Raw genomic sequence first — 22187 nt, 5'->3', positions numbered from 1 at the left:
CTGGATGCCTTCTCGTCAAACGCGGTAGAGGCACGCCATATCCATAACAAAGGATTTTCCCTGATGTCCAAGCGCCCGTCCGGCCGCGCCCGTGATGAAATTCGGCCCATTTCCATCGAAACTGGTTTCGCCCGGCACGCCGAAGGTTCAGCGCTGATCCGCATGGGCGGAACGGAGGTGCTGTGTACGGCATCGCTTGAAAACCGCGTTCCCGCTTTCCTCCGTAACAAGGGACAGGGATGGATCACGGCGGAATACGGCATGTTGCCCCGCGCCACACACAGCCGCGGCGCACGGGAAGCCAGCAAGGGTAAACAGTCGGGCCGCACACAGGAAATCCAGCGCCTGATCGACCGGAGCCTCCGAGCCTGCGTGAACCTGAAGAAACTGGGGGAGCGTACCCTCACCCTTGACTGCGATGTCCTGAACGCTGACGGCGGGACACGCTGCGCGTCCATCACCGGCGCATGGATCGCTCTGGCCATTGCCCTGAAAACCGCAAACATGTCGTCAGCCCTGACGGCGCAGGTCGCGGCTGTGTCCTGCGGCCTGACGGAAGCAGGTGCGGTTCTCGACCTTGATTACACTGAAGACAGCAGCGCACAGGCTGACGCGAATTTTGTCCTGACGTCCACGGGTGGCATCGTGGAAATCCAGGGCACGGCAGAAACGGCGCCATTCGCGGAAAGCGAATTCCTTGAACTGCTGGGCCTTGCCAAAACCGGAACCGCCCATCTCTTCAAAGCCCAGATCCATGCCCTGGAGACCCTCTGATGCGTTATCTGTCCCCCAATTCCAAACTCGTCCTCGCAAGCCACAATGCAGGAAAACTGCGTGAGTTTTCCACCCTGCTGGCCGAAAGCGGCATCACGGTTCTCTCGGCGGGAGAACTGGATCTCCCCGAACCCGAGGAAACCGAGGACAGCTTTGCCGGAAACGCGGCCATCAAGGCTCTCGCTGCAGCAAAAGCATCCGGGCTTCCGGCACTGGCCGATGACTCCGGCTTCTGCGTTTCAGCGCTGGATGGAAAGCCGGGCGTTTATTCCGCCCGCTGGGGAGGTCCATCCAAGGATATGACACTGGCGATGGAACGTGTTCACCGGGAGATGGGTGACAATCCGGATCACCGGGCATTTTTCGTGGCGGCACTCTGTCTGGCGTGGCCTGACGGAGAAACACAGACCGTTCAGGGCGAGTGCCACGGAACGGTTGTCTGGCCCCCACGCGGCACGCAGGGGCATGGTTATGATCCCATGTTCGTCCCTGAAGGAGAAACACGTACCTTTGCCGAGATGCCGGAAAGCGACAAGAACGCCATAAGCCATCGCGGCCGGGCGCTGGAGCTTTTCCTGAAAAGATTTATAGAAAAATAATATTGCGCAGTATTACACTTTGAATACTTTGATTTTCTCTTGCCTCTACGGCAGCATCAGGAAATTTGACCCACAACACAGAATATTATTATGAAATGAGTTTTGTGTGGTATCCTGACACCACCTGAACCGGAATAAAGGGATCGCAATGGGAAACATCACGGGACTATTTGCTGACGCCATCATCTTCGTTCTGGCTCCCTGGATACTTTGGCGGCTTCTGCAACGGACCCTTCCCATCGCCATCCTGCCTATTCTTGTCGGCATTCTTCTCGCCGTGTTGCACGTTCCCGTACAGTCTTTCGGTGTTCCCTCCCTGTATGGCGATTACCTCGGGTGGCTGGCTGTTCTTGTTCTCGCTTTCACGGCGGGGCTGGAAATGTGGCAGAATCCCACCCAGACGCCCGAGGCACGCGCCATTCCCTCGCCTTCCCTGCATCGCCTTCTGGGTGGCGCATTCGTTGCGCTGGGGGTCCCCTTCATTGCCGGCACCCTGCTGGTGAAGGCCTTCTTTCTTCCCCTTCACGGATGGGCCGCCCCTATTGGCCGAACCTGGGTCAGCGCTATGTCGCTGGGCCTGTGCATTTCCGTCAGCGCCCTGCCTGTCCTGATCGGGATCGTGAGGGAACTTGCGCCGGAAGACCGGCCAATTGGACAGCTCGCCCTCAAACTGGCCGTCGTGGACGATGCGGCGCTCTGGATAGGCCTGGCCATTCTCCAGTTTGCAGCCCGCGGCGCTGCTGCACTGCATGGCTGGACGGGTTTCGAACTGCTCGCCGTCTTTCTGCTCGCTGTTCTGGCTCTTGGCAGCAGCTGGGCGACACGGAACCTCCGTCACCCCCCTCTCTGGCTGGTCTGGACGGCCGTGCCGTTCTATCTGGCCGCGGGTTCATGGGCGAGCCACGAACTGGGGCTGCATGAACTGATCGGCGCCTATTTTGCCGGTGCGATCATGCCGCCAAGCTGGATCCGCCGTCTGCCCGTCGAGAAGATCGGAACCTTTTCCCTGATGTGGCTGGCCCCGATGTTCTTTGGCCATAGTGGACTACGCATTGATGGAGACGCACTGACCTGGCCTTCAGTCGTTGCGTCGCTGGCGCTGGTCGTGATTGCCATTGTCACGAAGCTGCTGGCTGTCTGGGCCTATCCTCCTGCTCCGGGCCTGAGCGGCCGGCAGGCCCTCAGTGTCGGCTCCCTACTCCAGTGCAAGGGGCTAATGGAAATCGTGGCGGCCACGATCCTTCATGAACATGGCATGATCTCGGATTTTGCCTTTGCATCCCTCATGGTCCTGGCCGTCATCTCGACTGCCATGACAGGACCGATGTTCCGTCTGGTCAGAGGCCGCCCGGCGCTCCGGGCATAATCTTCCCGAAACCCCGTTTCTCAGCCATGCGTATCCGCAACGGGACCATGGCTGACCAGTTTTCCACGCTGCCAGACCTGCTCGATCTGATCGACAACCGCGATATCCTGGTCAGCATTGCCCTTCACGATCAGCAGGTCAGCCCGTTTGCCCGGCGCAATCACACCACGATCCCACAGATGCAGAAGAGCCGCGGCGTTTCCTGTGGCGAGGCTGATGGCCTGCACGGGAGACAGACCGGCCTGCGTGGTCAGGTACAGTTCACGATGTTCCGCAAAGCCGGGTACGCGGGTGGGCGATGCGCCGGAATCCGTCCCGAAGCCGATGTGGATACCTGCCCGGTACAGAACGGCCAGATTCTTCTGGTTGACGGACAACGCATAATGCGACGCGTTCGTCAGAGGCTTTGCCAGGGTCTGGGACCGCCACTTCGGGTCGGAGAACTGTTTGCGCAGAGCGGGATTGAGCCCGGCACGGACAAACGGATTATCCAGAAGATCCGGATGCTCGGCATATAGATAGTTGGCCTCATCCAGATCGAGCGTCGCGATATACCACGTTCCCTGCTGCTGCATGGCGCTGATCAGGTCATGATCCACGGGTTTGTCACGCACGCCATGAGCCAGAATATCGGCTTTCGAGGCCACGATGGCTTTCGCTACGTCGAGATCATGAATGTGAACGGCCACGCGCGTATTGTGCAGATGGGCCTCATCAATGGCGGCTTTGTAGATCGCAGGCGGCATGATGGGATAGGTTTTGCCATCGGGCACGTCGTTCCGGAAATCATCCACCCACAGCTTCACCAGATCCGTATGTTCGGAGATCATTTTGTCCACGTCCTGCCGGGTTTCTTCCGGCGTGGTCGGACGGAAGACCTGATCCTGATCCAGCCCCTTGACCATGGCGACAGGCGGCACTCCACCTGCGGCGCCGATGCCCTGATCCACACCATACAAATCCGCACCGGGATTACGGCCCTCATGCTGTTCCCTGCGCAGGTCATCGAAGAGAGGTGAGCGGTTAAGGCCAAGAGCCGTCACTGTCAGGACGCCGTATCGGGAATACTGCTTCAGGGCGGCAAGAATGTTCTCGCGGGTATAATTGTCCCGGCTGGCTCCCGTACCTTTCACAAGCCCGACATGGCTGTGATCGCTGATCAGAGCGGGCATCAGGGTGCGGCCCGTCAGATCCACATGCCGTGCCTCGGCGGGTGCGGGCGTGCCGACGGACACGATGATGCCGTTATCCACCACCACCGTGACGTCACTCCGGGCGGACGCCCCTGTTCCATCAACAACACGGGCATGGTCGAAAGCCACAGGTTCCGCCCGGGCCCCCTGGACAGACAGGGTAGCGGATGTTGCGAGCAACAGGGTAGTCAGGGCGGATCGACGGAACATCAGTACATCCTTACGGTCGCGGTTCAGCTTAAAGCTGAACGGCGGAGAGTGGAAAAAGATGCGTTTTCCACTCTCCCGGGCGTTCAGACGTCCAGGGACTGGAGTTCGAACAGGCGCCGGTAGATACCGCCTTCACGCATGATGAGTTCGGCATGCGTGCCGTCTTCCCGGACCGCGCCCTGACTGAACACGAGAATACGGTCCAGCTCCATGACCGTGGACAGACGGTGCGCCACCACGATGACCGTGCGGTTCTGCATCAGACGCTGCATGGCTTCCTGAACGAGCGCTTCGGATTCGGAATCCAGACTGGAGGTAGCCTCGTCGAAAATGAGAATCGGAGCGTTCGCCAGAAAGGCGCGCGCAATGGCGACACGCTGTCGTTCGCCGCCGGACAGTTTCACGCCCCGCTCACCGACCATGGTGGCGTAACGCTCGGGCAGACGATCGATGAACGGGGCCGCATTGGCCAGACGGGCCGCTTCCTCGATCTCGGCCGGCGTGGCGTCTGGTCGTCCATAGGCAATATTCTCCGCCAGCGTGCGATGAAACAGGATGGGCTCCTGCGGGACGATGGCGATGTGTGACCGCAGGGAGGACTGCGTGACATGCGCGATGTCCTGCCCGTCAATGGTAATCCGGCCGCCCGTCACGTCATAGAGCCGCTGGAGCAGCTTGGTGAAGGTCGTCTTGCCGGAGCCGCTCGGCCCCACCAGCGCCACGCGCGATCCGGGAGCGATATCGATATCCAGATCCCGGTACAGAGGCGTCTCCTGACCCGGATAACGGAATTCGACATGGCTGAAGCAGATATTCCCGTGTGGGAACCGGGCTTCTTCCGCGTCCGGCGCGTCCTGGATGGCAGGTTCGCGACGGAACAGACTGACCAGTTCTTCCATTTCGTTGACCGAACGCTGAACCTGACTGACCTGCTGTCCGAGATCGCGCAGATAGCCCTGGACGAGAAACATCATCGTCAGGACATAGGCCACATCTCCCGGACCGGCCTTGCCCTCCCACCACAGCCAGACCGCCATGCCGATCAGGACCATCCGCATGAACAGGGAAGCCACCGCCTGAAGGTTGGCGCTGTTCGTGCCACGCAGCCAGCTCCGCAGCGTCCGCTGGCGCCAGCCCCGGATGATGGTGTCGAGGCGCCGGTCTTCCCGGTCTTCCGCGCCGAACGCCTTGACCACGGCATTGCAGGTCACGGCATCGGCCATGGCGGCGCCCATTTTCGTGTCCCACTGGTTGGAGGCACGGGCGCTGGGCGCGACATAACGCAGTGTCAGGAGAATCGACAGCACGGCGAACAGCACCACCGTGACCGCCAGCACCGAACCCATTAGGGGCGAACGCACCATCAGTACGGCCGTCGTCCCGCCCAGAACCAGCACTTCCGGCACGATCAGGAGAAGCAAAGTGTCATCGAGCATATCGATGGCCCAGATCCCGCGTGTCAGCTTGCGAACCGTGGACCCGGCGAAGGTATTGGCATGCCAGTTGGTGGAGAAATGCTGGATCCGGTCGAACGCCTGATTGGCCACGCGATGCATGATGGCCAGCGTCAAGTACGAGATACCAACATAGGACGACCGGCGTCCCAAGATGCCCACGATCCCCAGCGTAATCAGCCCGCCCACCATCAGGAATGCGTCATCCCGCAGCTGCAGGAGTTCAACCGTTTTCCCTACAGTCGGACCGGCAGCGTGCTTCGAAATATCCGACACCAGCCGCCCGGCCAGAAGCGGGGTCACCACATCCGCAAGTGTTGCGAGGGCAACGCCCCCCAGCGTCCGGAACAGGAGAAGAGGATGATCGAGCCAGCGCCGGGCGACGAAGGACAGGGCATCAGTAAAAGAAACATCTGCCTTTGCGCCCTCTTTCTGATGGGCGGTCAGGTCTTGGGTTGTATCGGACACGAAAAAGAGGCTCCGCCGTCTGTTTTCCGAAGGGAAAAACGGCCTGCTGTGATGGCGTTTCTGAAACTTTGTCTTATCTTGCGGCCTGTCCTGACCGGACGCAACATCCGCACGGAGTTCCCGATGACCAACGTCCCGCGACCCATGACAAAGGCAGCGGCCCGGGCTTTCATCACTGCCCTGGCCGAAGCTAACCCAAACGCGGAGAGCGAACTGGTGTTCCGTAATCCGTTCGAACTTCTGGTCAGTGTGGTTCTCTCGGCACAGGCGACGGACAAATCGGTCAACAAGGCGACAAAGCCGCTCTTCGCGTGTGCACCTGATCCCCGGTCGATGGCGAATCTCGGGGAAGAGGGCATTGCCCGTTACATCCGCAGCATCGGCCTGTGGCGCGCCAAGGCCCATAATGTCGCGCTGTTATGCAACCAGCTTCTAGAACGGCATGACGGGCAAGTTCCCTCAGACCGGAAATCGCTGGAAGCACTGGCCGGTGTGGGGCGCAAGACGGCGAATGTGGTGATGAACGTGGCGTTCGGAGCGGACACGATGGCGGTGGATACGCATATCTTCCGCATCGGCAACCGAACGGGACTGGCGCCGGGCAAGACAACACGGCAGGTCGAAGACGGTCTGGTCGCGCGCATCCCGAAAGAAATGCTTCGCCCGGCCCATCACTGGCTGATCCTGCACGGGCGCTATGTCTGCAAGGCGAGAGCACCGGAATGCTGGCGCTGTCCCGCGACAAAATGGTGCCTTTATCCGGACAAGCGGATGCATGCCCCTGCCGGACAGGAAACGAAAAAAACCGCTCCGGCCTGACTGGTCGTTCACAGCATTTCGGACGCCTTTCGGCGCAGAGGCTGATACGACACCGTGTAAAGAACAACCGTATTCAGGACCGTCATGTCCGTTACGATGGAAAACTCCCGGGCATTCCAGGTTTTGACCTCCTCCATCGGAGAACGCACATCAAAAAGAGGCACGCCGTATTTCCGGCGGATGGTGCGTCCCCACTCTTCGGCACAGACATGAGCATCTCCGAAATCGGTCAGCGCCTCCACATCCACGGACACCAGCACCCCGGACAGAAAATCAGCCGCCACCCGTGAACGGCAGGAGCCGATGAAGGGGCCGGGCATATGATAGCGCTCCAGCTGACGCGGCCCTGTCTCGAACGGGCGGCTCTCTAGATCGGGATGAAGCATCCGCGCTTCGCCCTGCGTCATGCCAAGCTGGAAACCACCCCAGATGGATGGTCCGGCCACAGCCTGTCCCGCGAATGGAAACACCGCGAGGGCCAGAAAGCCGGCAGTCACCACGGCCCTGTATGATGATGTCATGCCCATGCCTCACCTTCTCCCCGGAGAGGACAGGGACGATAGCGTCAAAGCCTTAACAAAACCCTACGACCACCCATGAGCCCGGCGGATCACGTGGTCATTGAAATGCAGCCTGAACCGGTAATGCCATTCATTCACCGTCGCGAGCCCGAAACGCGCGTCCCGAAGCTAATCCAGCGTTTCCCGCACGAGAGCGGGGCCCGTCCCGCCCATGATCCGGCAATCCGCTGTCCGGCCCTGTGGCGTGATCGTGCAATCCGCCGTGACATCCTGACCGGGTGACGCACTGACATTCCGGGCATGGATGGACACACAGCCCGCGACAAACGCAGCAGCCAGCAGGATCGAAAGAGAGTTCTTCACACCGGTGATTTCCCTGAAAGTAACTGTCCCGTCGCAGCTATTATAGCAATGTTTTGTTATTTTCTCCTATTCCGCCGGCGCCAGCGGCAGGTTGGGCCTGCCGTGATATCCCACGGGTGGAACCCAGGGACGGTTCCCGAACCCGCAGAAGAACGGTCTGCCCGCCGAGATCAATCCGACAGGGCCCGGCTGTACATTCTGCTGGCAGTGTTCCGATCGGAAGCGCCAGCATCTGTTCCCAGTCTCTCAGGACACTGCGTTCCAGCCCCCCGTAAGGCCCTGCCAGAAGCTGCCCCTGTTCGCGAATGGCGATCAGTCCGGCATCGGGCGCGACCAGAACCACCGGCCGGGCCACCAGCCAGAGGGACAGAACGCCCAGCACGACCGGCGCGATTCCCGAGAGCCGGAAAGGCCCGCGCCACAGACACAGCACGCACAGCCCCATCATCACGCAGAGCAGACCCCAGCCCGGCATGGCAGGAACCGCCTTATGCGCCATGGGAAAAGACGCCACGCACCGCGCCAGCTTCTCAACAACGCGCAGGCCCTGCCCCATAACCCGCAACGGCAGGGTTTCAGCATGAAACGGCATCAGCAGCAGGGCCAGCAGACCCGCCGGCATGATCCAGACGGCAGCCAGCGGCACTGCGATCAGATTTGCCAGAACGAACCAGGGCTGCAGAGTGCCGAAATGCGCCATGCTGACCGGCAGGGTGGCAAGTCCCGCCAGCAGGCTGGTCAGGGACAGGGGCGCCAGATGGGACAGGGCTACCCGATGCCATTCCCCCTCTCCTCGCAGACGGGAAAGCGGGTCGCGCAGGACCTCATAGCCCGCGATCAGCCCCATCACCGCTGTAAAGGACATCTGAAAAGATACGTCCAGCACGGAAACGGGTGAAACTGCCAGAATGAGCAGCGCTACAAGCGAAAGCGACCGCATCGACAGGACCCGTCGCCCCGTCAGGAGCGCCAGCGTCACGAATGCGGCCATCCCGAGCGCGCGGAGACTGGGTAGATGCGCACCCGTCAGAAGCACATAAGCACACCCGGCCACAAAACCCGTCAGAACCGAGATCTGCCGGCAGGGCCAGTGAAGCGCGGCATATTCGGACATGGCCAGCGCCACCCGGGTACAGGCAATAACCACGGCCATGACCAGCCCCAGGTGCAGCCCCGCCACGGCCAGAAGATGCGCCAGTCCCGATGCTGAAAAAGCCTGTCGGGTTTCGGCGTCAATCCCGGCGCTTTCTCCGGCCAGAAGTGTGGCGGCGATGGCACCCGTCTGCCCGGGCAGAACCAGCCGGATCCGGTCAGCCACTCCCTCACGGAGCGTTTCCAGCCCTAAAAGACCGGCGGATTGACCCTCCACCGTCAGGGCGTCCAGCGCATAACCGCTTCCTGCCACACCGGAAAACCAGGCCTCCCGCTGGAAATCACGTCCCCCCGGCAGCGCCGGCGGCGGAGGCGGACGCACCATGGCGCGCAACCGGACAAAACTGCCGAGCGCAATGACGGCCGGATCACTGTCTTTCAGCCGGATGCGCAGGGTGCGCCGCATGGGGGGCATCCCGGTATCAAGGGCCGTTTCGAACCGGACACCGGACAGAACCAGTCGGCGTCCGGTATTGTCTTCTCCGCCTCGGCCGGACAGGCTCTCCACCGTCGTGATCCGCCCTGTCAGGAAAGCGGCATGCGTGGGCAGGGCTGGCATGGGCGGCTGGCGCAGGGTCTGAAACGCCGCATTGCCGAAACCAAGACCCAGCATCAGCAGGGTCATTCCGGACAGCCAGGAAAACAGGGCTTTTTTCCCCGCAGGATTAGCCCGGTTCCCATCAGAAAAAGCGGAACCGTACTCCAGACGGGGGGCTCGAACGGGAGCGCGAAATAAAGCACTGCCCCCAGCCCCAGAGCGACCGGAAGCCAGCACAGGAGATGCCGACCCTGCGCCAGAACATATGCCCCGAGCCTGTCCAACAGACCGGGAGCGGCTCGGACCGGAGGGACCTCTTCAGGCGCTTCATCCGGTTCGAACCCGGGATCAGGAAAAATATCGGCTGTCACAGCCGGAAAGATACCGGATTTTTCTCCTGCCCGCGCGTCTGGAACTGCGGATGTCAGTCTTTCAGATGCAAAGCGTCCTTCAGGTCCGGAGCATCACGCTCCAGTTCGAATCCTGCACTGCCGGGCTGGAAGAGCCGCGCCGTTTCCAGACCACCGGTCACGACCGGATCAAACCCGGCTGCCCGCACGAGATCCGTTACCCGCGATACTGAAGCCGCGTCGTCGCCGGCAACCGGAACAGCCAGCAGAGGCGGCGTGCGATGCGCCTCCGCTTCGAGCGTGGACATATCAATCGAGTTGAACGCCCGGACGACATGAGCCGACGGAAAATAACGTTGCGTCGTGATACCCGCGCCATTTTTTTCCGCCGTGTCGGCAATCACCCCGTCACGGAAAGGGTAAGGATTGGACGGATCAAGAATCGTCTTGTCCAGCAGGGTCCGGCTGAGATCGCGTCCGAGCTGGGGAATGGCCTTGTACGGCACTGCCAGCACAACGACGGTTCCATAAGCGGCGGCCTGACCGGGCGTCCCGGCCGTGGCCAGCGGACCGAGCGCGGTCGATAGCTTCTGGGACTCTGCCAGTGAACGGGACGATATCATGACATGATAGCCTGCCCGGACCCAGAGAGCTGCGAGCGTACTCCCCACATGTCCGGCGCCGATGATGCCGATTTTCATGGAAGGATCAGACGCCTGCACGCCACTCGCCCCGCTGGCCGCGGCCAGCCCGGCCAGGGCCGCAAGAAACGGTCTTCGACGGAGGGGAAAACTGGTCATGATGCGTGCCACTCCCGGGTTACGACGCCATGAAGCCCCTGAACGGGATCACTATTCGGGAAAGGCAGATGCCGGATCCGGGCAAGCTGCTCCGGTGTTGGGGCAGAGCGTAGGATGTCAAAATCCTGCCGGGGCGGATAGGCGCCGATTACGGTAAAATCGATATCCGATCCGAGATTGCAGTGTCCCGTACCAGCAGGAAGAAGGGCAACGTCACCACCCCGGACTTCAACCACGCGCCCTTCCGGGCCACCGAGCATCAGCCGGGCCGAACCATTCGAGAAACCGAGCACCTCATGCCCAAGGCTGTGATAATGGTGAAAGGAATAGACACCATTACGCCACTGGGCCGGCCAGCCGTTCCGGTTGAACAGGTCTTCGTACACACTTTCCTTCCCCGCGCCGGATTCCAGCACGTTGCGATACACGATGACGGGCAGACCCGGATTGTTGGGTACCCAGCCGTTGGTCCCGAGCGTGAAAAGCTCCACATTTCCGGAAGCAGCACTCGCCTTGCGGATCCGACCGTTCGCCAGTGTCAGTCCCAGTCCTGCAAGCAGGACGCTGAAGTCGCGTCTATCCATGATGGAATCATCCCGAGATTTCAGTCTTCAATGATAAAGGAAATCCAGCATGCTCAGAAAATCACACACGCTTGAAAAGCCTTGAAAGATATCATTCTGACGATAACAACATCGTGAATATTTTATCCACATCAGGACACGAACAGAAAGAATCCTTAAAATACTTCAGTTATTCATCAAAATATAATGTCGTTTTTCTAAAAAACCACAGAAAATCCTTATTTCATTCTGTAGATACTACTTCCATAATCTCCGGAATACAGAAATTTTAAAACAATACTCTGAAATACTATCCAGCAGGCTATTGGCGTGTCTTTATCCCAACAGCACATCCGGCATGGAAAACCCGGGAAACTGCGTCCGTATCCGGACAGACTTCACCGACCGGATAATGCGCCCGGCACCCCAAGACCTGAACATTGTCCCGGGCTGTTTTTCCCCAGACCTGACTGGTCTGGATGGATGGCAGGACAGGTCCTGTCATGATATGAGGGCGACATGACAATCCGTACGCGCTTTGCCCCCTCCCCCACGGGCCTGCTGCATGTCGGCAACGCCCGCGCCGCACTGTTCAATTTCCTCTTCGCCCGGCATCACGGCGGCGAATTCCTTCTGAGGATCGAGGACACCGACAAGGAACGCTCCACCCAGAAAGCCGTGGACGTAATCTTTGACGGTCTGGCCTGGATGGGCATCACAGCGGACGAAAAGCCGATCTTTCAGTCCACGCGTCAGGACCGCCACACGCAGGTGGCGCTGGAACTTCTGGAGAAGGGGCAGGCCTATAAATGCTTCTGTACCCCGGAAGAGCTGGCCGCCATGCGCGAGAAGGCCATGAAGGAAAAGCGCCCACCGCGTTATGACGGCACATGGCGCGACCGCGATCCGTCCGAAGCGCCTGCCGATGCACCCTACGTCGTCCGCCTCAAGGCCCCGCGCGAGGGTGAGACCATCATCCGGGATCTGGTGCAGGGCGAAGTCCGCGTCGCGAACGAGGAAATGGACGACCTGATCCTTCTGCGCTCCGACGGAACGCCAACCTACCTTCACGCCGTGGTCTGCGACGACCATGACATGAACATCACCCATGTCATCCGCGGTGACGACCATCTGACGAACACGTTCCGTCAGGCCATGATCTACAGGGCGATGGGATGGGATCTGCCGCATTTCGCCCATCTGCCGCTGATCCACGGACCGGATGGCGCCAAGCTGTCCAAGCGGCACGGAGCGCAGTCAGTGGTGGATTTCCGCGAGGAAGGATACCTGCCGGAAGCGCTGTGCAATTATCTGCTGCGTCTGGGCTGGGGCCATGGCGATGCCGAGGTCCTGTCCCGCGAAGAACAGATCAGGCTGTTCGATCTCGATGGCGTTGGCCGTTCCCCGTCCCGCATGGATTACGTCAAACTGGCGCATCTGAACGGGATCTGGATGCGGCAGGCCGATGATGAACGCCTGACGAACGACGTCATGGAACGCCTTCAGAACCGTGAAGGTATTCTAGCGAATGACAGGACGCGCGCGCGGATCCTCGCGATGATGCCAGGACTGAAGGAACGCGCCAAGACGCTGGTGGAACTGGCCGACAATGCCGCTTTCGCCGGTTTCACGCTCCCCCTGACCTTCACGCCCAAGGCCCGGAAACTGCTGGGTGAGGACGGGCGCAGGGTTCTGGAAGGCGTCGGCAGGGATCTGGCCGCGCTTGAAGCATTCACACCGGAAGCCATTGACGCCACCCTCCGCGCCTATGCGGAGAAGCATGAGCTGAAACTCGGGTCCGTCGCACAGCCGCTGCGTGCTGCCATGACCGGTTCCACGACATCACCCGGCATTGACCTGACCCTCGCCGCGCTGGGTCAGGACGAGGTTCTGGCCCGCATCGCCAGTGTCCTGTCCGCGCCAGAGGCGGCCACGGTTGATGCCAATGGCTGAGCGAGCCTCCATTCCCCGGCATCTGCTGGGCATTGAAGGCCTGACGGCGGCGCAGATCGTCCCGTTTCTCGATCTGGCGGAGAGCTATGCCCTCCTGAGCCGCTCGCGCTCCGCCCCGCGGGACGCGCTGCGGGGACGGACAGTCATCAACATGTTCTTCGAGGACAGCACGCGCACGCGCACCAGTTTTGAACTGGCGGGCAAACGTCTTGGGGCGGATGTCATCAACATGACGGTCGCCACCAGTTCCGTGAACAAGGGCGAAACCCTGCTGGATACGGCCGCCACGCTGAACGCCATGCGCTGCGATTTGCTCGTCGTGCGGCATTCGCAGTCAGGGGCACCGGAACTCCTGTCCCAGAAAGTCGAGGCCAGCGTCGTCAATGCCGGGGATGGCACCCACGAACATCCGACGCAGGCGCTGCTGGACGCCCTAACCATCCGTCGCCATTTTGGCCGGCTGGACGGGCTGACCGTCGCCATCTGTGGCGATGTCGGGCATAGCCGGGTTGCGCGCTCGAACATCCATCTCCTGACGGCCCTTAAAAGCCGCATTCGCCTTGTCGGTCCACCCACGCTGGTCCCGTCCGCGATGGCGAAACTCGGAAACGTCGAAATCCTGTCGGATATGGACAGCGCGCTTGAAGGGGCTGATGTCGTGATGTCCCTGCGTCTTCAGAAAGAGCGCATGGGCGCCGGCCTTGTCCCGAGTGCACGGGAATATTTCCGCTTCTTCGGACTGGACCGGCGCCGTCTGGGCCTTGCGAAACCCGGCGCGCTGGTCATGCATCCGGGACCCATGAACCGTGGCGTCGAAATTGCTTCCGATGTCGCCGATTCCGACCAGAGCGTGATTTCCGAACAGGTCGAGATGGGCGTGGCCATCCGCATGGCCGTTCTGGACCGCCTGTCCCGCGCACGGATACCATCATGACGAGTACTGTCTTTGAAAATGTGCGCCTGATCGACCCGGCTTCAGGCCGTGATGGCGCAGGCCGACTGGTCGTTACGGATGGCCGGATTGCCGCGATTGATGGCAGTGAGGCTCCGAAGGGCGCTCGCGTCATTGACGGACAGGGCGCCGTTCTCTGTCCCGGTCTGGTGGACATGCGCGTGACACTGGGTGAGCCGGGTTTCGAATACCGCGAAAGCATTGCAACCGGCGCGCAGGCCGCCGTGGCGGGTGGCATCACCACCATGGCCGTCCTGCCCAATACCTCTCCCGCAATCGACAATCCGGCTCTCGTGCATCTGCTGAAGGTGCGCGGTGACGAGACGGGCCTGGTTTCCATTCATCCCTATGGCGCGCTTACACGCGGCTGCGAGGGTGCGGAATTGGCGGAGATGGGCCTCCTGAAAGAGGCCGGAGCTGTCGCGTTCACGGACGGAACGCGCGCCATCGCCGATGCGAAGCAGATGCGCAACATGCTGTCCTATTCCCGCTTCTGTGACGCGCTGGTGGTCCAGCATCCGGAAGATCCGTCCCTGGCCAGGGGAGCATGCGCGACTGCCGGGGCGCGGGCTGTGCGCATGGGTCTGCCACAGGTTCCGGCCGCAGCGGAGGCCATCATGATCGCCCGGGACCTGCGTCTGGCAGAGATGACAGGGGCGCGACTGCATTTCGCCCATGTCTCGACGGAAGAAGGACTGACCCTGATCCGCGCCGCCAAGGCAAAAGGCCTTCGGATCACATGCGACACTGCCCCTCCCTATTTCGCCATGACGGAAGAGGACATCGGCGATTTCCGGACTTACGCCAAGTTCTCTCCACCCCTGCGGGCCGATTCGGATCGCGCGGCAGTCTGCGCTGCACTGGCGGACGGGACGATAGATGCCGTCGCCTCGGATCATGCTCCGGCGGATGCCGATGACAAGCGTCTTCCTTTCGCACAGGCCCGGGCGGGGGGCACCGGACTGGTCACATTGCTGGGCGTGACGCTCGGGACCGGCCTGCCCCTGCCCGATGCACTGCGTCTTGTCACGTCCGCACCAGCAAAGCTGCTGCGAATCGATGCCGGGGTTCTGGAAATCGGACGCACCGCCGATCTGTGTCTGTTCGATCCGGATGCAGTCTGGACCGTAACGGCAGGTGAACTGCCAGGCCGGGCGCAGAATACGCCTTTCGATGGACAGGATCTCAAGGGCCGCGTTCTGCGAACGTTCCGGCGTGGCGCGGAGGTCTTCACGGCAGAGGGGCTGGCATGAGCATGTCCCAACCCCATCTGGCCGTCATCGCACTGATTGCCTATTTTCTAGGCAGTATTCCGTTTGGCCTGATCCTGACGGCTCTTTGTGGCGGCGGAGACATCCGCAAGGTCGGCTCGGGCAATATCGGAGCCACCAATGTTCTGCGCACGGGCCGCAAGGGCGTTGCCGCCGCTACCCTGCTGTTGGACGCCCTCAAAGGGGCGCTGGCGGTCCTGATCGCTGTCCGGTTCTGTCCCGTGCAGACCCACCTCGCGATGGGCGTTGCGGCCATCGCGGTTGTGGTCGGGCACTGTTTTCCCGTCTGGCTCGGCTTCCGGGGTGGAAAGGGAGTTGCCACAGGGCTCGGTACGATCTGGGTGCTGTGCTGGCCTGTCGGACTGGCCTGCTGCATCATCTGGCTGGCCGTGGCGCGGCTGAGCCATATTTCATCGGCCGGAGCGCTGGCGGCTTTCGTGGCCGCTCCTATCCTGATGGCACCCCTGTCGGAACAGCCTTTCCATTCCCCGCTTCCGATTGCGACGCTGCTGCTGTCGCTGCTGATCTGGGTCCGCCATTACAGCAATATCGCCCGCCTACTGGCGGGACGGGAACCTTCCGTCAATATTGACGGACCGCCACAGCGGCATCAGTAGGCCGCATTTTTAAGCGTTCCTTAACGAATACGGGGTAAACGCGACGGATGACCGCGTGCTTCTCCCCTCTTTCTCCGACCGTCCGACTCGACACCCTGCGACTGGCGAAAACGCCGGGTGGCGGTCCGGTGAGTTTCGCACGTCTCCTCGAACAGTATGGAACGGCGGACAGGACGCTGGAGGCCCTGCCGGAAAGAATGCGCCGTGCAGGACGCGCAGCACCTCCTGACATCCCGTCCCGGACACGGATGGCGGACGAGCTTGCCGCCCTTGAAAAACTGGGCGGCCGGATGCTTTTGCGGGGCGAGCCGGATTATCCTCACCTTCTGGCGCATATTCCCGACGCTCCGGCAGTGCTTTTCACGCTGGGAAATCCCGCCCGGCTTTCCATGCGCGCCGTTGGCGTCGTGGGGGCACGGAACGCCTCGGGCGCAGGCCTCCGCATGGCGGAGAGCCTGTCGGCGGAACTGGCCCATGCCGGCGTCTGCGTCGTATCGGGGCTGGCACGGGGTATCGACTCGGCGGCTCATGCCGCCGCGTTATCCACCGGACTGACCGCCGCCGCCGTGGCCGGCGGACTGGATCACGTCTATCCGCCCGAGAATGCCTGGCTCCAGGCCGAAATTGCCGAGCGCGACTGCCTGGTGACAGAAGCCCTGCTGGGTACGGCGCCACAGGCCCGGCATTTTCCCAGGCGGAACCGACTGATTGCGGGGATTTCCCTTGGCTGTCTCGTGGTGGAAGCCTCCCTGCGTTCAGGCACGCTCATCACGGCAAAACTGGCCGGCTCCTATGATCGTGATGTCTTTGCCGTGCCCGGTTCTCCGCTTGATCCTCGCTCTCATGGCGGGAACGACCTGCTCCGCCAGCACGTCGCGGTCCTGACGGAAAATCTGCATGACATCCTGACCGTCCTGCCGACCGTTCTTCCACCCCGAAAATCGGAACCATGGCAGAACGGAGATGCCGGGAAACCGCTTTTCTCCGGCTTTTCCGAACCCCAGGCCCTCTGGAAAAATGCTGAACCGGAGGCCTGGACGGACCCGGATCTCGTACTGGAAAAAGTCCGGCCCCTGCTTTCTGTTACAGCCATAGCGGTTGACGAGGTGGTGCGCCGCTGCCAGTTCTCCGTTTCGGCAGTCCTCTCCGTCCTCACCGAACTTGAGCTCGGTGGTGTTGTGGAGTTCGTGCCCGGCGGGCGCGTTGCGTTACTGCCGACTGGAAAAGCGACGCGGAAACCGGAGTGGCAATGACAGACGTTGTGGTGGTCGAAAGCCCGGCCAAGGCCAAGACGATCAACAAGTATCTGGGCAGCGGGTACACAGTTCTCGCGTCGTTCGGTCATGTGCGGGACCTTCCGCCCAAGGACGGGAGCGTGCGCCCGGACGAAAACTTCGCCATGGTCTGGCAGACGGATGAGCGTGGCGCGCGGCAGATGTCCGCCATCGCCAAGGCGCTCAAGGGGGCAAAGAACCTCTATCTCGCGACTGACCCGGATCGTGAGGGCGAAGCCATTTCCTGGCATGTCCGCAGCGTTCTGGAAGAAAAGAAGCTCCTGAAGAACATCGACGTCCATCGCGTCACCTTCAACGAAATCACGAAATCCGCCGTCCAGACAGCCATGGCGGAGCCGCGCAATCTCGATCGTCCGCTGATCGACGCCTATCTGGCGCGCCGGGCGCTGGATTACCTCGTTGGCTTCACGCTCTCGCCCGTTCTGTGGCGCAAACTGCCTGGCAGCCGCAGCGCAGGCCGTGTGCAGTCTGTCGCCCTGCGTCTGATCTGCGAGCGGGAAGCGGAAATCGAGGTATTTCGTCCGCGCGAATACTGGACAGTTGCCGCCGGGTTCACAACGCCGGGCAACGCCGCGTTCCAGGCACGCCTGACACATCTGGACGGCAACAAGCTCGACCAGTTCGACCTCAACAGCGAAGAACTGGCTTTTGCCGCACGGGATACGGTCCGGGCCGGGCAGTTCACCGTCCGCTCCGTCGAGCGCAAGCGCGTCAAGCGCAACCCGCCTCCGCCCTTCACGACCTCCACCCTCCAGCAGGAAGCCTCCCGCAAACTGGGCATGAGTGCGCAGACCACCATGCGCACCGCCCAGCAGCTTTATGAAGGTGTGGATCTGGGCGGTGAGACGATCGGTCTCATCACCTATATGCGAACCGATGGCGTGACGATGGCCAAGGAAGCCGTCGGCGCCATCCGGGGCCATATCGGCAAGGCGTTCGGGGATGATTACGTCCCGGATTATCCGCGCACCTATTCCACGAAGGCCAAGAACGCGCAGGAAGCCCATGAGGCCATCCGCCCGACGGACGTGTTCCGCACACCCCAGAAAGTTGGCCATGCCCTGTCCCCGGAACAGAAGAAACTCTACGAACTGATCTGGAAACGCTCCGTCGCCTCGCAGATGCAGTCCGCCGAGCTGGACCAGGTTGCCGTCACACTGGCGGATGCAAGCGGCCGTATCCTGCTGCGGGCCACGGGATCGACCATTGCCTTTGATGGCTTCCTGAAACTCTACATTGAAGGCCGTGACGACAGTCGCAGCGACGATGAAGACGGCAGGCTCCTTCCGCCCATGAAGGAAGGCGACCGCCTGACGACCGGTGAGGTCGAGGCCGAGCAGCATTTCACACAGCCTCCGCCGCGCTATTCCGAAGCTTCCCTTGTCAAGAAAATGGAAGAGATCGGTATTGGCCGCCCCTCGACCTATGCCTCGATTCTCAGCGTCCTGCGGGATCGGAACTATGTCCGGCTGGAAGCCCGGCGTTTCATCCCCGAGGATCGCGGGCGCCTTGTCACAGCCTTCTTGACCTCGTTCTTCGAACGGTATGTCGATAGCGGTTTTACCGCCTCCCTTGAAGAACAGCTTGATGACATTTCAGGTGGCCGGGCGGACTGGCACGATGTCATGGCGGCGTTCTGGCAGGATTTTTCCGCAGCCGTCGCCCAGACCAAGGATCTCAAGATCTCGGACGTCATTGACGCGCTGGATGAGGATCTCGGGCCGCATTTCTTCCCGCCTCGTTCTGACGGGAGCGATCCGCGTCAGTGCACGGCCTGCGGGACGGGCCGTCTGGGCCTGCGCCTGGGCAAGTTCGGTGCCTTCATCGGCTGCTCCAACTATCCCACCTGCCAGTTCACACGGCGTCTCGTCGCCGAGGAAGGCGATACGGAAGGGCTGAATGACGGGCCGAAAGTTCTGGGGCAGGATCCGGAGACAGGCGAGGACATCACCATCCGCCGCGGGCCTTACGGTCTTTACATCCAGAAGGGCGAGCCCAACCCGGAAGACAAGAAAGCCAAGCCGAAACGCACCACCATTCCCAAGGGCGTGGACGGCAATTCCCTGACGCTTGAACAGGCGCTCGGGCTGCTGTCGCTGCCGCGCGTGGTAGGAATTCATCCCGAAACAGGCGAGAAGATCGAGGCCGGTCTGGGCCGGTTCGGCCCTTACGTGAAGATGGGCGCCATCTATGGCACGCTGGACAAGGACGATGATGTCCTGACCGTCGGGCTGAACCGGGCCGTTGACAGTCTTGCCAAGAAGCTTGCCTCCATCCGTACGCTGGGCGCACATCCGAAGGATGGTGAACCGGTCATGGTGCGCAAGGGACGGTTTGGTCCCTATGTCCAGCATGGCCAGATGATCGCCACCCTCCCGCGGGACCGGGCCATGGATGACGTAACGCTGGACGAAGCCGTGGCGCTTCTGGCCGAAAAGGGCAAACCCCTGAAGGGCGGAGCCAAAAAAGCCACGGCCAAGAAAGCATCCACAAAAACGACAAAAGCAAAGAAGGCGGCGGAAGAGCCAAAAGACGAGGCTCCGAAGAAAACCACGCGGCGCACGACTGTAAAAAAAACAGCCAAAGCCACAACCGCAGCGCCCCGGGCGCGTAAAACATCAGCCAAGCCTTCATCCGGAAGTTGATCGGATAAAGGGGGCCGGCAGTGTTGTCAGAGGGTACTGCCGACCCAACATTGTCGACCATATTATGTCTTTACCGTGGTCGAAGTTTGTGGCGTGGTCACATGGTGGTCCCAAAAAAGGCTTCTCTCCACCAGTCCTTCAAGGACCCTGTCTTGCGTCACGCTACCCGCCCTACGACCCTGTTCCCGCCGCGTTTCCGCGGGTCGGCCTGTCGCCCTCTTCTGGTTTTCTGCCTTCTGGTGCTGGCGCTGTCTTCCGCGGGTGGAGACGTGCGAGCACAAGACGGAGCCACGGCCACATCTCCCGCTCCTGCGGACAGTCCCGCTTTTTCACACGGCATGACACGGGACGTCCTGGTGGCGGCACTCGGTTTTCTGGCGCCGCGCACACTGGAAGCCCACTCCTTTCAGGATTTCTGCCTGTGGGGACTGGATGGTCTGACCGCGATCGATCCCGCCATCTCGGTCACGGATTCTCCGGATCATCCGCAGAGCGGAGAGCCGCCCGCCACCATGCTGACTGTCATGCGGGGACAGACACTTCTTCTGAAAAGACCATTCCCGGCGGAAAATGACCGTAACGCCTGGGCCGACCTCGTCACCCTGGCCATGCAGACGGCATGGGACCACTCTCCGACCATTCGTCAGGCGGGAAGTGACGCCCTGCTTCAGGGTTTTTTTGACGAACTGTTCAATCATCTTGATCCCTATTCCCGTTATCTGGGCCCGTCTCCAGCGGGAGCGGACCGGACAAGACGCACCGGCAGCAGCGGCACCATCGGCCTGACACTGGGTCAGGACGGACGTTCCATCGTCATCACGGCCGTCAATGCGAACGGCCCTGCCTGGGAAGCGGGAGTGGATGCAGGACAGCGTCTGATTTCCGTCAACGGGCGTTCGACGCGCGGCCAGTCGACCACCACCGTACAGGGCTGGCTGGCCGGAGATGAACACAGCACGGTCTCGCTGACGCTGGCGAGCCGGGGCCACCGCCCGGCCGTGCTGAAACTGCCGCGTCTTCAGGTCCCGCCGGAGACGGTGTTCGCCTCCACCCTCGGTCCGTTCACACTACTGCGCATCACTTCCTTCTCGACCCAGACCGCCGAGGAGATGAGCCAGTATCTTGATCAAATCATGGACGATCTGGCGGCAGGCCAGCCAAAGACTCCCGGTCTGGAAACCGGGCAGAACAAACATCTGGCAGGTCTCATCATCGACCTGCGGGGCGACAGGGGCGGCGTACTGCAACAGGCCGTCACGACGGCAGCCCTGCTGCTGGATCATGGCGTGGCTGTCACCACGCATGGGCGGGACCCTCTGGCCAATCACATCTGGGCAGTTCAGGGTGGAGACATGACCAATGGAGCCCCAGTCGTCATTCTCGTGGATGGCCGCACAGCCAGTGCCGCCGAAATCCTAGCCGCCGCCTTGGCTGATCACCGTCGCGCCGTCGTCATCGGCAGCGAAACACTGGGCAAGGGGCTGGTCCAAGTGATCGGGCAGATGCCGAATGGCGGGGAACTGTTCGTAACCTGGAGCCGCAACCAGGCACCCCTCGGCTGGCCGATCCAAGGTCTCGGCGTCATGCCACAGGTCTGCACCTCGCGCGGAGCAGATGACCTTCAGGGGCAGATGACAGCCCTCGCCCATGGAACCGCCCCGCAGGCGGAAGCGGTACAGATGGCGAGAGCGGCGCGGTATCCCGTTCCGGTCTCGAAAATCCTGGAAATCCGCAAACACTGCCCTGCATCCATCGGATCGGATCTGGACATGGACACCGCGCGGGCCCTGTTGTCTTCCCCGGTTGCCTACAAAGCGGCCATCGAGGCCGTACCGGATGAAAACAGTGCTCCTCTTCATTAAACTACAGACAGGATGGAAAACGTCATGGGCGCACGACTGAAAACAGGTCTCTGGGTGCGCGCCGTGATGCGGCGCATCTCGTCGGACGGCGATACAGCGGCCATGGTCCTCAAGAAAGGGGACGAGGACGCCGGCGCGGTCCTGTTCGTCCTCTCGGACCGAGCCGGGCATGTGGGTGCCTTGCGCGAAGACGGGTCGCACTGGGAGCGCGCCAACGTTACGGACGGGCCGTCCCTTGAGGCCTACCTCGCGCGTCAGAAGCAGTATGACCCCGATCTGTGGATCATCGAACTGGAGATGAAGGACATCTCGCACCCTGTTGAAAGAACGCTGGGATCACGCCGACTTGATCTCGACGAAATCGGGTAAACTGTGGGTATGAAGTCACACCCGGCGACGAACATACTGAAAAGAAAACTTCC

20 protein-coding genes are annotated in these 22187 nt (G+C 61.4%); 12 read left to right on the top strand and 8 right to left on the bottom strand.

Going from position 1 to position 22187, the window contains the following annotated elements; translation table 11 throughout:
- Positions 1–63 precede the first annotated feature (63 nt).
- From rph to GMO_RS12685, 3 genes are all read left to right on the top strand, one after another.
- Positions 64–774 (top strand): ribonuclease PH, encoded by a 711-nt coding sequence (rph, locus tag GMO_RS12695; protein ID WP_040509684.1) that lies wholly within the window; start codon positions 64–66, stop codon positions 772–774.
- Positions 774–1373: an RdgB/HAM1 family non-canonical purine NTP pyrophosphatase gene (gene rdgB, locus GMO_RS12690; protein WP_008852841.1), complete on the top strand. Its 600-nt coding sequence runs from the start codon at positions 774–776 to the stop codon at positions 1371–1373. The genes rph and rdgB overlap by 1 nt, the downstream gene beginning before the upstream one ends.
- 148 nt (positions 1374–1521) lie before the next feature.
- Positions 1522–2739, top strand: a complete 1218-nt coding sequence (locus GMO_RS12685) for a cation:proton antiporter (RefSeq protein WP_008852840.1) — start codon at positions 1522–1524, stop codon at positions 2737–2739.
- Positions 2740–2759: 20 nt separating this feature from the next.
- Here GMO_RS12685 and GMO_RS12680 read toward each other — a convergent pair whose 3' ends face one another.
- Together GMO_RS12680 and GMO_RS12675 are read right to left on the bottom strand one after the other, a co-directional pair.
- Complete coding sequence (locus GMO_RS12680) at positions 2760–4142, bottom strand: amidohydrolase family protein (protein ID WP_008852839.1); 1383 nt, start codon at positions 4140–4142, stop codon at positions 2760–2762.
- A gap of 83 nt (positions 4143–4225) precedes the next feature.
- Positions 4226–6064, bottom strand: coding sequence for an ABC transporter ATP-binding protein (locus tag GMO_RS12675; protein ID WP_008852838.1), 1839 nt, complete (start codon positions 6062–6064; stop codon positions 4226–4228).
- A 123-nt stretch (positions 6065–6187) separates the two neighbouring features.
- On the opposite strand from GMO_RS12675, the gene nth reads away from it, so the two are divergent.
- Positions 6188–6883, top strand: a complete 696-nt coding sequence (nth, locus tag GMO_RS12670; protein WP_175282627.1) for an endonuclease III — start codon at positions 6188–6190, stop codon at positions 6881–6883.
- Between the two features lie 8 nt (positions 6884–6891).
- On the opposite strand, the gene GMO_RS12665 is transcribed toward nth, so the two are convergent.
- The 6 genes from GMO_RS12665 to GMO_RS12640 all read right to left on the bottom strand — a co-directional run bounded on the left by GMO_RS12665 (position 6892) and on the right by GMO_RS12640 (position 11191).
- Positions 6892–7404 carry a hypothetical protein gene (locus GMO_RS12665; protein WP_139064474.1) on the bottom strand — a complete coding sequence of 171 codons (513 nt, stop codon included), beginning with the start codon at positions 7402–7404 and terminating at the stop codon, positions 6892–6894.
- 168 nt (positions 7405–7572) lie between these two features.
- Positions 7573–7767, bottom strand: a complete 195-nt coding sequence (locus GMO_RS12660) for an energy transducer TonB (protein WP_008852835.1) — start codon at positions 7765–7767, stop codon at positions 7573–7575.
- A gap of 40 nt (positions 7768–7807) precedes the next feature.
- Positions 7808–9544 carry a ComEC/Rec2 family competence protein gene (locus GMO_RS12655; RefSeq protein ID WP_008852834.1) on the bottom strand — a complete coding sequence of 579 codons (1737 nt, stop codon included), beginning with the start codon at positions 9542–9544 and terminating at the stop codon, positions 7808–7810.
- Positions 9541–9828 carry a hypothetical protein gene (locus tag GMO_RS14285; protein WP_008852833.1) on the bottom strand — a complete coding sequence of 96 codons (288 nt, stop codon included), beginning with the start codon at positions 9826–9828 and terminating at the stop codon, positions 9541–9543. The genes GMO_RS12655 and GMO_RS14285 overlap by 4 nt, the downstream gene beginning before the upstream one ends.
- Positions 9829–9881: 53 nt before the next feature.
- Positions 9882–10607: an NADPH-dependent F420 reductase gene (locus GMO_RS12645; RefSeq protein ID WP_040509723.1), complete on the bottom strand. Its 726-nt coding sequence runs from the start codon at positions 10605–10607 to the stop codon at positions 9882–9884.
- Entirely contained in the window at positions 10604–11191 is a 588-nt protein-coding gene (locus GMO_RS12640) for a cupin (RefSeq protein WP_008852831.1), read from the bottom strand. Before GMO_RS12640 ends, GMO_RS12645 begins: the two co-directional genes overlap by 4 nt.
- A gap of 498 nt (positions 11192–11689) precedes the next feature.
- Here GMO_RS12640 and gltX point away from each other — a divergent pair, with 498 nt between their 5' ends.
- From gltX to GMO_RS12595, 8 genes are all read left to right on the top strand, one after another.
- Positions 11690–13123 carry a glutamate--tRNA ligase gene (gltX, locus tag GMO_RS12630; RefSeq protein WP_008852829.1) on the top strand — a complete coding sequence of 478 codons (1434 nt, stop codon included), beginning with the start codon at positions 11690–11692 and terminating at the stop codon, positions 13121–13123.
- Positions 13116–14057, top strand: a complete 942-nt coding sequence (locus GMO_RS12625; protein ID WP_008852828.1) for an aspartate carbamoyltransferase catalytic subunit — start codon at positions 13116–13118, stop codon at positions 14055–14057. The genes gltX and GMO_RS12625 overlap by 8 nt, the downstream gene beginning before the upstream one ends.
- Entirely contained in the window at positions 14054–15328 is a 1275-nt protein-coding gene (locus GMO_RS12620) for a dihydroorotase (RefSeq protein ID WP_008852827.1), read from the top strand. Before GMO_RS12625 ends, GMO_RS12620 begins: the two co-directional genes overlap by 4 nt.
- Positions 15325–15963, top strand: coding sequence for a glycerol-3-phosphate 1-O-acyltransferase PlsY (plsY, locus tag GMO_RS12615; protein ID WP_008852826.1), 639 nt, complete (start codon positions 15325–15327; stop codon positions 15961–15963). The genes GMO_RS12620 and plsY overlap by 4 nt, the downstream gene beginning before the upstream one ends.
- Positions 15964–16010: 47 nt before the next feature.
- A complete protein-coding gene (dprA, locus tag GMO_RS12610) occupies positions 16011–17216 on the top strand; it encodes a DNA-processing protein DprA (protein WP_008852825.1) in 1206 nt (401 codons plus the stop codon).
- A complete protein-coding gene (topA, locus tag GMO_RS12605) occupies positions 17213–19903 on the top strand; it encodes a type I DNA topoisomerase (RefSeq protein WP_008852824.1) in 2691 nt (896 codons plus the stop codon). Before dprA ends, topA begins: the two co-directional genes overlap by 4 nt.
- A gap of 101 nt (positions 19904–20004) precedes the next feature.
- On the top strand, positions 20005–21765 hold the full coding sequence (locus tag GMO_RS12600) for a S41 family peptidase (protein WP_008852823.1): 1761 nt from the start codon (positions 20005–20007) through the stop codon (positions 21763–21765).
- A 24-nt stretch (positions 21766–21789) separates the two neighbouring features.
- Positions 21790–22134, top strand: a complete 345-nt coding sequence (locus GMO_RS12595) for a DUF1491 family protein (protein ID WP_040509677.1) — start codon at positions 21790–21792, stop codon at positions 22132–22134.
- Positions 22135–22187 lie beyond the last annotated feature (53 nt).

Source organism: Gluconobacter morbifer G707 (assembly GCF_000234355.1).
Taxonomy (GTDB): Bacteria; Pseudomonadota; Alphaproteobacteria; order Acetobacterales; family Acetobacteraceae; genus Gluconobacter; species Gluconobacter morbifer.
Note: the sequence above shows the minus strand (reverse complement) of the source record. Positions and strands in the feature narration are given on the sequence as shown.

Bases quoted from the DNA above. Each gene is read 5' to 3' on its own strand.
- GMO_RS12595 (WP_040509677.1), top strand. From the start codon at position 21,790: ATGGGCGCACGACTGAAAACAGGTCTCTGGGTGCGCGCCGTGATGCGG.
- GMO_RS12625 (WP_008852828.1), top strand. From the start codon at position 13,116: ATGGCTGAGCGAGCCTCCATTCCCCGGCATCTGCTGGGCATTGAAGGC.
- GMO_RS12655 (WP_008852834.1), bottom strand. From the start codon at position 9,544: ATGACCCTGCTGATGCTGGGTCTTGGTTTCGGCAATGCGGCGTTTCAG.
- GMO_RS12685 (WP_008852840.1), top strand. From the start codon at position 1,522: ATGGGAAACATCACGGGACTATTTGCTGACGCCATCATCTTCGTTCTG.
- GMO_RS12665 (WP_139064474.1), bottom strand. From the start codon at position 7,404: ATGACATCATCATACAGGGCCGTGGTGACTGCCGGCTTTCTGGCCCTC.
- plsY (WP_008852826.1), top strand. From the start codon at position 15,325: ATGAGCATGTCCCAACCCCATCTGGCCGTCATCGCACTGATTGCCTAT.
- dprA (WP_008852825.1), top strand. From the start codon at position 16,011: ATGACCGCGTGCTTCTCCCCTCTTTCTCCGACCGTCCGACTCGACACC.
- GMO_RS12645 (WP_040509723.1), bottom strand. From the start codon at position 10,607: ATGACCAGTTTTCCCCTCCGTCGAAGACCGTTTCTTGCGGCCCTGGCC.
- GMO_RS12680 (WP_008852839.1), bottom strand. From the start codon at position 4,142: ATGTTCCGTCGATCCGCCCTGACTACCCTGTTGCTCGCAACATCCGCT.
- rdgB (WP_008852841.1), top strand. From the start codon at position 774: ATGCGTTATCTGTCCCCCAATTCCAAACTCGTCCTCGCAAGCCACAAT.
- GMO_RS12620 (WP_008852827.1), top strand. From the start codon at position 14,054: ATGACGAGTACTGTCTTTGAAAATGTGCGCCTGATCGACCCGGCTTCA.
- nth (WP_175282627.1), top strand. From the start codon at position 6,188: ATGACCAACGTCCCGCGACCCATGACAAAGGCAGCGGCCCGGGCTTTC.
- gltX (WP_008852829.1), top strand. From the start codon at position 11,690: ATGACAATCCGTACGCGCTTTGCCCCCTCCCCCACGGGCCTGCTGCAT.
- rph (WP_040509684.1), top strand. From the start codon at position 64: ATGTCCAAGCGCCCGTCCGGCCGCGCCCGTGATGAAATTCGGCCCATT.
- topA (WP_008852824.1), top strand. From the start codon at position 17,213: ATGACAGACGTTGTGGTGGTCGAAAGCCCGGCCAAGGCCAAGACGATC.
- GMO_RS12640 (WP_008852831.1), bottom strand. From the start codon at position 11,191: ATGGATAGACGCGACTTCAGCGTCCTGCTTGCAGGACTGGGACTGACA.
- GMO_RS12600 (WP_008852823.1), top strand. From the start codon at position 20,005: ATGGTGGTCCCAAAAAAGGCTTCTCTCCACCAGTCCTTCAAGGACCCT.